Source organism: Streptomyces chartreusis (assembly GCF_008704715.1).
In the GTDB taxonomy this organism is placed as follows: domain Bacteria; phylum Actinomycetota; class Actinomycetes; order Streptomycetales; family Streptomycetaceae; genus Streptomyces; species Streptomyces chartreusis.
Genome location: NZ_CP023689.1, coordinates 3,617,275 through 3,629,302, shown reverse-complemented (window position 1 = coordinate 3,629,302; position 12,028 = coordinate 3,617,275). Strand labels below are relative to the sequence as shown.

The following is a 12,028-nucleotide window of genomic DNA, read 5'->3' as shown; positions in this document are numbered from 1 at the left end:
GAGCGCGGGCGCTCACTCCGCCGAGGAGCGCCTCCTGATCTTCGAGCCCAGCCACACCAGCGGGTCGTACTTGCGGTCCACGGCCCGCTCCTTCAGCGGGATCAGCGCGTTGTCGGTGATCTTGATGCCCTCGGGGCAGACCTCCGTGCAGCACTTGGTGATGTTGCAGTAGCCGAGGCCGTGCTCGTCCTGGGCGGTCTTCTTGCGGTCCAGGCCGCTCTCGCCGGCCGCGTCCAGCGGGTGCATGTCCAGTTCGGCGACCCGCATCAGGAAGCGCGGGCCCGCGAACGCCGGTTTGTTCTCCTCGTGGTCACGCACCACATGGCAGGTGTCCTGGCACAGGAAGCACTCGATGCACTTGCGGAACTCCTGCGAGCGGTCCACGTCCTCCTGCATCATCCGGTACTCGCCCGGACCCAGGTCCTCCGGCGGCACGAAGGCGGGGACCTCGCGTGCCTTCTCGTAGTTGAAGCCGACGTTCGTGACCAGGTCCCGCACGACGGGGAAGGCGCGCAGCGGGGTGACGGTGATCGTCTCCTCGCGGGTGAACACCGACATCCGCGTCATGCACAGCAGCCGTGGCCGCCCGTTGATCTCGGCCGAGCACGAACCGCACTTGCCCGCCTTGCAGTTCCAGCGGACGGCGAGATCGGGGGCCTGGGTGGCCTGGAGGCGGTGGATGATGTCGAGGACCACCTCGCCGTCGTTCACCTCGACCTTGAAGTCCTCCAGGTCCCCGCCCTGCACATCGCCCCGCCACACCTTGAAGCGGGCCTCGTAGCTGCTCACTGGTAGAGCTCCTCCTCGGCGAGGTACTTGACCAGCTCCTCCTTGTCGAAGAGAGCCAGCAGGTCCTGGCGGACGGGATCGGTGGTCTCACGTGCGAGATCGATCTGGCCGCGCTCGGGGTCGGTGGCCGCGAGGCCGCCCGTAGGGTCGGCGAGCCGGCACAGCAGGTTGATGTTGCGCCACCTGCGGTCCATCGTCGGATGGTCCTCGCGGGTGTGGCCGCCGCGCGACTCCGTGCGCTCCAGCGCGGCCCGCGCCACGCACTCGCTGACCAGCAGCATGTTGCGCAGGTCGAGCGCGAGGTGCCAGCCCGGGTTGAACTGCCGGTGCCCCTCGACCCCGGCCCGCCGGGCCCGTACGCGCAGATCGGCGAGCTTCTCCAGCGCCCGTTCCATCTCGGCCTCGCGGCGGATGATGCCGACGAGGTCGTTCATCGCCTGCTGGAGCTCCTGGTGCAGCGTGTAGGGGTTCTCCGGCGGGCGGCCCTCGTCCTCGGCGCCGGGCGGGCCCTCCGCCGAGAACGGGCGCAGCGCCTCCGCGGCCGCCGTGTCGATCTCCAGATCGCTGACCTCGGGGCGTTCGAAGGCCCGTGCCGCCGCGTGCTCGGCGGCGTGCCAGCCGGCCCGGCGGCCGAACACCAGCAGGTCGGACAGCGAGTTGCCGCCCAGCCGGTTCGAGCCGTGCATGCCGCCGGCCACCTCGCCGGCCGCGAACAGCCCCGGCACCCCGCGCGCCGCCGCCGTCTCCGACTCGACCGCGATGCCGCCCATGACGTAGTGGCAGGTCGGCCCGACCTCCATCGCCTCGGCCGTGATGTCGACGTCCGCCAGCTCCTTGAACTGGTGGTACATGGAGGGCAGCCGGCGCCGGATGACGTCCGCCGGCATCCGGGTCGACACGTCAAGGAAGACGCCGCCGTGCGGGGAGCCGCGGCCCGCCTTCACCTCGGAGTTGATGGCGCGGGCCACCTCGTCACGGGGGAGCAGTTCGGGGGGCCGGCGGTTGTTGTCCGGGTCCTCGTACCAGCGGTCGCCCTCCTCCTCCGACTCGGCGTACTTCTCCTTGAAGACGTCGGGGATGTAGTCGAACATGAACCGCTTGCCCTCGGAGTTGCGCAGCACCCCTCCGTCGCCACGCACCGACTCCGTGACCAGGATCCCCTTCACCGACGGCGGCCAGACCATGCCCGTCGGGTGGAACTGCACGAACTCCATGTTCAGCAGGGGTGCCCCGGCGAGCAGCGCCAGCGCGTGGCCGTCGCCCGTGTACTCCCAGGAGTTCGACGTCACCTTGAAGGACTTGCCGATCCCGCCGGTCGCGATGACCACGGACGGGGCTTCGAGGACGAAGAAGCGGCCGGTCTCGCGCTCGTAGGCGAAGACCCCGGAGACCCGGCTGCCGTCCTTGAGGACCCGGGTGACCGTGCACTCCTGGTAGACCTTCAGCCGGGACTCGTAGTCCCCGGTCTCCTTCTTGTCCTCCTGCTGCAACGCCACGATCTTCTGCTGGAGCGTGCGGATCAGCTCCAGGCCGGTGCGGTCACCGACGTGCGCCAGGCGCGGGTACTCGTGCCCGCCGAAGTTGCGCTGCGAGATCCGGCCGTCCTTCGTACGGTCGAAGAGCGCGCCCCAGGTCTCCAGCTCCCAGACCCGGTCCGGTGCCTCCTGCGCGTGCAGCTCGGCCATCCGCCACTGGTTGAGGAACTTGCCGCCGCGCATGGTGTCGCGGAAGTGGACCTGCCAGTTGTCGTGCTCGTTGGCGTTGGCCATGGCCGCCGCGATGCCGCCCTCGGCCATCACGGTGTGCGCCTTGCCGAACAGCGATTTGCAGATCACGGCCGTACGGGCGCCTCGCTCCCGTGCCTCGATCGCCGCCCGGAGGCCCGCGCCCCCCGCGCCGATCACGACGACGTCCCACTCCTGCCGTTCGACCACGGACATCTGTTCAGTCCCCACTCACGATTAGAAGAAGCGCGGATCGTCGAAGACCCCGGACGCGACGAGATAGACGTAGAAGTCGGCGAGCGCCACGCTCACCAGGGACGCCCACGCCAGCTGCATGTGGCGGGCGTTGAGCTTCCCGATCCACTGCCACATGCGGTAGCGCACGGGGTGTTTGGAGAAGTGCTTGAGCTTGCCGCCGACGATGTGCCGGCAGGAGTGGCAGGACGCCGTGTACGCCCAGATCAGCACGATGTTGACGAGGAACACGAGGGTGCCGAGGCCCATGTGGCCCCACTCGTAGTGCTCGTCGCGGAAGGCGAGCACGGTGTCGTACGTCAGGATCCCGGCGACCAGGAGGGCCGCGTAGAAGAAGTACCGGTGGATGTTCTGCAGGATCAGCGGGAAGCGGGTCTCACCGGAGTACTTCTTGTGCGGCTCCGCCACCGCGCAGGCCGGGGGCGACATCCAGAAGCCGCGGTAGTAGGCCTTGCGGTAGTAGTAGCAGGTCAGGCGGAAGCCGAGCGGGAAGATCAGGATGATGATCGCGGGGGAGATGCCCCACCAGCTCCCGAAGAGGTCCCAGTTCGGCCCGCCGCGCATGGTCTCGCAGTTCTCCGCCAGACACGGCGAGTAGAACGGGGAGACGTACGGCGCCGCGTAGTAGTCCGCGTTCGCGAAGGCCCGCCAGGTCGAGTACACGATGAACGCCAGCAGACCGGCCGCGGTGGCGGCCGGGGCCAGCCACCAGCGGTCGGTCCGCAGGTGCGGGGCGGTGATCGCGGCGCGCGTACCGGTTCGTACGCCGCCGCTGTTCAGATGGGGTTCCGTACCAGTGGCCAATGCATGACTCCGGTCGGGTCAGGGGGAGGGATCAGGGGGCGCGGCGGTCCCGGGCGCCGAGACCCTCGTCATCCGTGTCGATCCACAGAGAGTCGTCGTACGGCGTGTCGGGGATGGAGACCAGCTCCGGCCTGCGCTGCGCGCCGGGGGACGCGGCGGATTCCCGCAGCAGCGCCACGCTCTCGCGCAGGTGGTCGGCGTCGGTGCGCACACGGCGCATCTCCAGCCCGCCGGTGCCCAGCTGCTGCTCGAGGCGGCCCACGGACCGGGCCAGGTCGTCGAGGCAGCGCTGGACAGCTGTCAGGTCGTCTTGCACGGACATGACGTGACCTCACTTCCGTGGGCCCTTCGGCCCTGGGTGGCAACGTTCATGCGCCTGCGAGTGTTGCGCGTCACACGTGTCGCTGTGAAGGCATGTGCAGCGATTGGCGGATTGCACGCCTCCGACGCGCGCTCGCGAGCGCCCTGTGTACGCCGGGGAGCCGAAGGGGCGAGAGGGGGTGCCTTTACTCCGGACGGGTGGGGTTGCCCGCCCCCCTCGCCGTGTCGTCTCCGCCGGGCGAACCCTTTCCTCTTCAGTGGGGGGCCATAGATCTGATCAACTCCAAAATACCGCCAAACGTGATCAGAACGCACTAATTGTCACCGGCGGGAGCTGCTCCACGGAGGTACCAGAGATGTCCCACGAAGGCATCGCCACCCGCTCGGTCATGCGCTCGGTCGCCTTCCTGGGGGCGAGCGCACTCGCGGTGTCCGTACTCGCCGGGTGCAGCGACCCCGACCCGGCCGGGAAGCCGCTCGCCGGCCAGGACATCGCCCGGGCCGCCCGGGCCGAGATCGCGGACGGCGGCACGCTGCACTGGGCCGTGGACGCCGTGCCGGAGACGCTGAACACCTTCCAGTCGGACGCCGACACCTCCACGACCCGGATCGCGCAGGCCACGCTGCCCTCGATGTTCCGGTTCGACGCCGCCGGGCGCCCGGAGCGCAATCCGGCCTACCTGGAGTCGGCCAAGGTCGTCGAGACCGAGCCCAAGCAGGTCGTCCTGTACAAGCTCGACCAGCAGGCGGTCTGGAGCGACGGCCGGGAGATCGGCGCCGCCGACTTCGCCGCCCAGTGGCGGGCCCTGTCCGGCAAGGACAGCGCGTACTGGACCGCCCGCAACGCCGGTTACGACCGCATCGAGAAGATCCAGCGCGGCGACAACGACCTGGAGGTGCGGGTCACCTTCGGGCAGCCCTACGCGGACTGGCGGTCGCTGTTCTCGCCGCTGTACCCGAAGGAGGTCATGGGCACGCCGGACGCCTTCAACGACGGGGCGCGGCGCAAGCTCAAGGTCAGCGCCGGGCCGTTCGTCCTGAAGTCGATCGACCGCAAGGCCGGCGAGGCCCTCCTGACCCGCAATCCGCGCTGGTGGGGCGAGCGGGCCAAGCTGAACGAGATCGTGCTGCGGGCCGTGCCGCGCGACGAGCGGGCGGCCGCGCTGGCCGCCGGGGACCTGGACCTGGCCGAGGTCGACCCGGCCGCGGCCAAGCGCATCGCCCTCGCCGCCCCGCCCCGCCCGCAGTCACCGTCGGCCGGCGGGTCCGCAACGCCGCTGATGGGCCCGGAGCGGCGCAGGCTGACCCCCGCGCAGAAGCGTGACAAGGCGCGGTTCCGGGGCTTCGAGGTGCGCAAGTCGCTGGAGCCGGCGTACACCCAGCTCGCCCTCAACGGCGGCGAGGGCCCGCTCGCCGACGAGCGGGTGCGGCGCGGGGTGGCCCGCGCGCTCGACCGCGAGAAGCTGGCGAAGCTGGTCCTCTCCCCGCTCGGGCTGCCCGCCGAGCCCGTCGGCAGCCACCTCGCGCTGTCCGGCCAGGCCGCCTACGCCGACAACAGCGGCGCGATCGGCGGCCAGGACACGGCAGAGGCCCAGGCACTGCTCGCGGACGCGGGCTGGGTGCCGGGCGGCCCGGTCGAGGAGCGGAAGAAGGGGGAGAAGGCGGCCGGGAGCGAGGCGGACAAGTCCAAGAAGGGCTCCGGCTCGGAGAAGTCCGAGAAGGACTCGAAGAAGGAGTCGGGGAAGAAGGCCGAGAAGGACTCGGAGAAGGAGTCCGGGAACAAGGGCGACAAGGACTCGGAGAAGGAGTCCGGCAAGAAGGACTCGGCGAAGGACTCCGAGGGCGGGGACGACGGTGCCTACATCGTCGGCGAGGACAACAAGGCCGACGACGACGAGGGCGAGCACCTGGCCCAGGACGGCAAGCAGTACAGCAGCAAGCAGCTCCAGCAGGGCGGCGTACCCGGCGCCTACGCCCCGCAGGGCACCGCGGCCCCCGCGGGCGCGGCGGTGCGGCCGCTGGCGAAGGACGGCAAGGCGCTGACCCTGCGGTTCGTGGTGCCGCAGGGCGAGGGCTCGCAGTCCCTGCGCACGGTGGCCGACCGGATCGGGATCATGCTGGAGCGGGTCGGGATCCGTACCGAGATCACCAAGGTCTCGGACGAGAGCTACTTCAAGGACCACATCGCCTCCGGCCAGTACGACCTCGCCCTCTACTCCTGGCCGACGTCCGCCTACCCCGCGACCGACGCCCGCCCGATCTACGCCAAGCCGGTCCCGGCCGCCGACGGCTCCCTGAACGTCGAGCAGAACTACACCCGCGTCGGCACCGACCAGGTCGACCAGCTCTTCGACCAGGCCATCGCCACGCTGGACGAGTCGGAGTCGCGCTCCCTGATCCGCAAGGCCGACTCCCGCATCTGGGCGGCGGCCGGCTCGATCCCCCTCTACCAGCGCCCCCAGCTGACCGCGGTCAGGACGAACATCGCCAACGCGGGCGCCTTCGGCTTCGGGACGCCGCTCTACGAGGACATGGGCTTCCTGAAGAAGGGGTCGGGCGCCCCGGCGCCTTCGTCCCAGAGATGAGAGACGTGACACCCCGCGGCCGGGCGCGGACGGATCGTCGCAGGTAGGGACAGGGACGGAGCCGGGCACCGGCACCGTCCCGCACCCCTTGGGGGTCGGCCCGGCGAGCCCAGGTCGCCGAGGGCACGTAACATGGGGTGAGGCCGTGGCGTGTCAAGCCCGGCAGGCCCGCGTCACACGGACGTACGCAGCAGGGTCTTCTCATCTCTCCGGGAGTACGCCGCAATATGGCCACGCGCCACGACATCCGCAACGTCGCCATCGTCGCCCACGTCGACCACGGCAAGACGACCCTCGTCGACGCCATGCTGAAGCAGGCCGGTGCCTTCGCGGCGCACGCCGCCGAGTCGCTCGACGACCGCATGATGGACTCGAACGACCTGGAGCGTGAGAAGGGCATCACGATCCTGGCCAAGAACACGGCCGTGAAGTACCACCCCAAGGATGGCGGCGACGTCATCACCATCAACATCATCGACACCCCGGGCCACGCCGACTTCGGTGGCGAGGTCGAGCGCGGTCTGTCGATGGTGGACGCGGTCGTCCTGCTGGTCGACGCCTCCGAGGGCCCGCTGCCGCAGACCCGCTTCGTGCTGCGCAAGGCGCTCCAGGCCCGCCTGCCCGTCATCCTGTGCATCAACAAGACGGACCGCCCCGACTCGCGCATCGACGAGGTCGTGAACGAGGCGTACGACCTCTTCCTCGACCTCGACGCCGACGAGGACCAGATCGAGTTCCCGATCGTCTACGCCTGCGCGCGCGACGGCGTGGCCTCGCTGACCAAGCCCGAGGACGGCACGGTCCCGCAGGACAGCGACAGCCTGGAGCCGTTCTTCTCCACGATCCTGTCCCACGTCCCGGCTCCGGAGTACGACGAGGCGGCGCCGCTCCAGGCGCACGTCACCAACCTGGACGCCGACAACTTCCTCGGCCGTATCGCGCTGCTCCGCGTCGAGCAGGGCGAGCTGCGCAAGGGCCAGACCGTCACGTGGATCAAGCGCGACGGCTCCATGTCCAACGTGCGCATCACCGAGCTGCTGATGACCGAGGCGCTCACCCGCAAGCCCGCCGAGGTGGCCGGCCCCGGTGACATCTGTGCCGTCGCCGGTATCTCGGACATCATGATCGGCGAGACCCTCGCCGACACCGAGAACCCGATCCCGCTGCCGCTGATCACGGTCGACGAGCCGGCGATCTCGATGACGATCGGTACGAACACCTCGCCGCTGGTCGGCCGCGGCGGCACCGGCAAGGGTGCCGACAACAAGGCCGCGGTCAAGGACCGCAAGGTGACCGCCCGCCAGGTCAAGGACCGCCTGGACCGCGAGCTGATCGGTAACGTCTCCCTCCGCGTGCTCGACACCGAGCGCCCGGACGCCTGGGAGGTCCAGGGCCGTGGTGAGCTGGCGCTCGCCATCCTGGTCGAGCAGATGCGCCGCGAGGGCTTCGAGCTGACCATCGGCAAGCCCCAGGTCGTCACCAAGGACGTCGACGGCAAGGTCTACGAGCCCGTCGAGCGCATGACGATCGACGTGCCCGAGGAGCACATGGGCGCGGTCACGCAGCTCATGGGTGTCCGCAAGGGCCGCATGGACAACATGTCGAACCACGGCTCCGGCTGGGTGCGCATGGAGTTCGTCGTGCCGTCCCGCGGCCTCATCGGCTTCCGGACCGAGTTCCTGACGCAGACCCGTGGCACGGGCATCGGGCACTCCATCCACGAGGGCCACGAGCCCTGGTTCGGCGCGCTCCAGACCCGCAACAACGGCTCGCTGGTCGCCGACCGCTCCGGTGCCGTCACCGCGTTCGCGATGACGAACCTCCAGGAGCGCGGCGTGCTGTTCACGGACCCGGGCACCGAGGTGTACGAGGGCATGATCGTCGGCGAGAACTCGCGCTCCGACGACATGGACGTGAACATCACCAAGGAGAAGAAGCTCACGAACATGCGGTCGTCCTCGGCCGACTCCTTCGAGGCGATCGTCCCGCCGCGCAAGCTCTCCCTGGAGCAGTCCCTGGAGTTCTGCCGCGACGACGAGTGCGTCGAGGTGACCCCGGAGGCCGTCCGTATCCGCAAGGTGAACCTGGACGCCCGCGAGCGCGCCCGCGCCGCGAGCCGCGCCAAGCACGGCTGATTCCCCGGCACTTGAGCCCGGGCTCCCCCAATGGGGGAGCCCGGGCTTTTTTGCAAGCAGTTTTTTACTGGCTGAGACTCGCCCCCATGTCCGAAATGCGGAGATCCTCGCACGATACCCATGTAACACGTCCGTTTCGCGGCCTTCTCCCCGCAAACAGTTTGTCCGGATTTTGGAAGATCTAGGCGCGAGCTGTGACTGAATTGAGATTTAAAGACGGTGGTCGGTAGTTGGCTCATGGCAGATAGTTAGCCGCAGCGCTCGGGTCAATGGGTCTCGCACTGTGGGGACAGTGCCGACTCACGAGCACAGGCGGTTGCCTGATCCTCCGTCAGGGGTGTCGGAGGGTGGGGCGAGCACCTCCTACGCGCGTCCGGCTGCGGACTTCCGTACGCCTCGCTTTGGCATACCCATACCAGCGAAACGGGCGAAACGTGACAAGTCGTATCGGTATTGAGGGTGGCGGGACCTCGGTCATCGCGGACGGCGAACCACCGTCCGTGGTGAAGGCCGAGGACGAGGAACTCGTCGGCCGGTCTCCCGGCCAGCTGATGTGGATCCGCTTCAAACGCGACCGCACCGGCGTGATCTCGGCCTATGTCGTCCTCTTCTTCTTTCTGATCGGCCTGCTCGCCCCGGTCATCTCCTGGCTGTACGGCAAGAATCCCTACACGGTGTACGCCGACGAACGCCCCGAGCTCTTCGACAGCGCGGGCGTGCCCGTGCAGCCCAACGGCGGCATCAGCGGCGAGTTCTGGTTCGGCCTCGAACCGGGCAACGGATACGACGTCTTCACCAAGTTGCTCTACGGCATCCGCACCTCGCTCGGCATCTCGGTGGCCGTCACGCTCGCGACCGTCCTCACCGGCATCGTCCTCGGCGTCACGGCGGGCTATCTCGGCGGCAGGACGGACTACTGGCTCAGCCGGATCATCGACTTCCTGCTCGCCTTCCCGGCCCAGCTGTTCTTCATCGCCAGCATGCCGGTCGTGGTCTCACTGTTCGTCAGCCCACGCGACGAGACCCCCGTCTACGTGCGGGTGGTCGCCCTCATCCTGGTGCAGTGGTTCCTGGGCTGGATGAGCCTCGGACGGATCCTCAGAGGCACCACACTCGCCCTGCGAGAACGGGAGTTCATCGAGGCGGCCAAGGTCAGCGGGGCACCGCCCTGGCGGATCATCCGCAAGGAGATCCTGCCGAACGTGGTCACGCCGATCCTCGTGCAGGGCACCTACATGCTCCCCAACTTCGTGACCGCCGAGGCAGGTCTGTCCTTCCTCGGCGTGGGCATCGTCGAACCGACGCCGGACTGGGGGCAGATGTTCTCCAAGGCGTCCACCGAACTCGTGATGCAGAACGACATCACGTACATGTTCTTCCCCGGCATCTCGATGATCATCTTCATCGTCGCTTTCAACCTGCTCGGGGATTCCGTCAGGGACGCCTTCGACCCCAAGACGGCGCGCTGACGGCCTGGTTGGCACTTGCACTTCTTGGCACTTGGCACTTCTTAGCACTGGTGACACACAGATGGGTGGAAACTGAGTGATGAGTAGGGGCGGACGCCACACATACGCGGCAATCTCGGTGCTCGCGGCCGGCGCACTGGTGCTGACCGGGTGCAGCGAGGGCGGCAGCAAGAGCGGCGGCAACGACAAGGAACAGCAGGAGAACGCCGAACGGCAGCAGGCGGCCATCAAGTTCGGGGACGAGGCGGCCTCCAAGGGACCCGCCGCGGAGGTCCCCGGAGCCAAGTCCGGCGGCACCATCTCGGTGCTGGCCCGCGACAGTTACGCCCACCTCGACCCCGGACAGATCTACGTCCAGGACGAGATGGCCGTGTCCCAGCTGCTGCACAGAGGACTGACCGGCTACAAGTCCACCAGCAACGACGGCAGCAAGCACGAGGTCGTCGGCGACCTCGCCACCGACTCCGGCACCACCACGGACGGTGGCAAGACCTGGAAGTACACGCTGAAGGACGGCATCAAGTTCGAGGACGGCTCCGCCATCACCTCGGCCGACGTCCGCCACACCTTCGAGCGGCAGTTCGCCGCCTTCGTCAACCAGGGCCCGCCGTACATCCAGCAGTGGCTCGCCGACACCCCGGGCGCCGACTACCGCAAGCTGCTGCCGGACGGCCCGTTCAAGGGCAAGCACCTGCCGGACAGCATCATCGAGACCCCGGACGACAAGACGGTCGTCTTCAAGTTCAAGCAGCCGCACGCCGACCTGCCGTACGCCCTCGCGATGACGGGCTACGCCATCGTCTCCGAAAAGGGCGACACCAAGGAGAAGTACGACAAGAAGCCGGTGGTGACCGGCCCGTACAAGATCCAGGAGTTCAAGTCCGGCAAGTCCATGGTGCTCGTGAAGAACACGAACTGGGACCCGGCCACCGACCCGCTGCGGCACCAGTACGTCGACAAGTTCAACATCACCTTCAACCAGCAGTACGAGGACTCCACCAAGGCGCTCCTCGCCGACAGCGGCACCGACCGGACCGGCGTCAGCTTCAGCAACCAGGTCGACGCGGGCAACCTGTCCAAGGTCCTGAACGACCCGAAGATGAAGTCCCGCACGGTCTCCGGCTTCCAGCCCTACGTCGGCCAGATGAACATCAACCTGGCCCACCCGGAGATGAAGGACATCAAGGTCCGCCAGGCCATCGCCTACGCCCTCCCGGTCACGCCGTTCGTGCGTGCCTACGGCGGCACCGACGCGATGGAGGTCGCGGGCGGCATCATCAGCCCGACCGTCACCGGCTACGACCCCGCCTTCGACCCGTGGGGCAAGAAGAAGAAGCCCGCCGGTGACCCGGCCAAGGCCAAGGCGCTCCTGGAGGAGGCCGGCAAGACCGGTCTGAAGCTGACCTTCGGCTACATCAACACCCCCGAGGGCCAGCAGTACTCCACCGCCATGGCGGCGGGCCTGGAGAAGGCCGGCTTCGACGTCCAGCGCCAGGAGATCCCGGCCGAGACCTACTACGACCAGGTCAGCAAGCTGGACAACAACTACGACATCTTCCACACCGCGTGGGGCGCCGACTGGCCGTCCGCCTCGACCGTGATCCCGCCGCTGTACGACGGCCGCGCGATCGCCGAGGGCGCGCAGAACTACTCGCAGGTCAACGACTCCAAGGCCAACAGCGAGATCGACCGGATCAACAAGATCACCGACCCGGCCAAGGCGTCGGCGGAGTGGGGCAAGCTCAACGAGTACCTGGTCAAGGACGTCGTCAACGTCGTCCCGACCGCGTACTACAAGCAGACCCAGATCGCCGGGACCAAGGTCGGCGGACTCGTCTACGACGACATCATCGCCGGCGTCGACCCGCGCCGCCTGTACGTCAAGTAACCCCGTCCGCCCGGCACCCGGTGCGCCCGTCCTCGGTGACGGCCGCGCCGGGTGCCGC

8 protein-coding genes are annotated in these 12,028 nt (G+C 68.5%); 4 read left to right on the top strand and 4 right to left on the bottom strand.

All coding sequences use genetic code 11. The features are described 5' to 3' along the window. Nucleotides 1–12: 12 nt before the first annotated feature. The 4 genes from CP983_RS15250 to CP983_RS15235 are packed head-to-tail and all read right to left on the bottom strand — an operon-like array spanning nucleotide 13 to nucleotide 3,894. Nucleotides 13–789 (bottom strand): succinate dehydrogenase/fumarate reductase iron-sulfur subunit, encoded by a 777-nt coding sequence (locus CP983_RS15250; protein WP_125525379.1) that lies wholly within the window; start codon nucleotides 787–789, stop codon nucleotides 13–15. Next, nucleotides 786–2,729 carry a fumarate reductase/succinate dehydrogenase flavoprotein subunit gene (locus CP983_RS15245; RefSeq protein ID WP_125525378.1) on the bottom strand — a complete coding sequence of 648 codons (1,944 nt, stop codon included), beginning with the start codon at nucleotides 2,727–2,729 and terminating at the stop codon, nucleotides 786–788. The genes CP983_RS15250 and CP983_RS15245 overlap by 4 nt, the downstream gene beginning before the upstream one ends. Before the next feature lie 21 nt (nucleotides 2,730–2,750). Then, complete coding sequence (locus CP983_RS15240; protein WP_030953966.1) at nucleotides 2,751–3,572, bottom strand: hypothetical protein; 822 nt, start codon at nucleotides 3,570–3,572, stop codon at nucleotides 2,751–2,753. A 31-nt stretch (nucleotides 3,573–3,603) separates the two neighbouring features. Beyond that, nucleotides 3,604–3,894 (bottom strand): hypothetical protein, encoded by a 291-nt coding sequence (locus CP983_RS15235; RefSeq protein WP_093747175.1) that lies wholly within the window; start codon nucleotides 3,892–3,894, stop codon nucleotides 3,604–3,606. A gap of 355 nt (nucleotides 3,895–4,249) precedes the next feature. Here CP983_RS15235 and CP983_RS15230 point away from each other — a divergent pair, with 355 nt between their 5' ends. The 4 genes from CP983_RS15230 to CP983_RS15215 all read left to right on the top strand — a co-directional run bounded on the left by CP983_RS15230 (nucleotide 4,250) and on the right by CP983_RS15215 (nucleotide 11,970). Further along, entirely contained in the window at nucleotides 4,250–6,478 is a 2,229-nt protein-coding gene (locus tag CP983_RS15230) for an ABC transporter substrate-binding protein (protein ID WP_150499888.1), read from the top strand. Between the two features lie 227 nt (nucleotides 6,479–6,705). Continuing rightward, nucleotides 6,706–8,613 carry a translational GTPase TypA gene (gene typA / locus CP983_RS15225; protein WP_125525376.1) on the top strand — a complete coding sequence of 636 codons (1,908 nt, stop codon included), beginning with the start codon at nucleotides 6,706–6,708 and terminating at the stop codon, nucleotides 8,611–8,613. A 434-nt stretch (nucleotides 8,614–9,047) separates the two neighbouring features. Then, a complete protein-coding gene (locus tag CP983_RS15220) occupies nucleotides 9,048–10,082 on the top strand; it encodes an ABC transporter permease (RefSeq protein WP_107903207.1) in 1,035 nt (344 codons plus the stop codon). A gap of 79 nt (nucleotides 10,083–10,161) precedes the next feature. Next, on the top strand, nucleotides 10,162–11,970 hold the full coding sequence (locus tag CP983_RS15215) for an ABC transporter substrate-binding protein (protein WP_125525375.1): 1,809 nt from the start codon (nucleotides 10,162–10,164) through the stop codon (nucleotides 11,968–11,970). Nucleotides 11,971–12,028 lie beyond the last annotated feature (58 nt).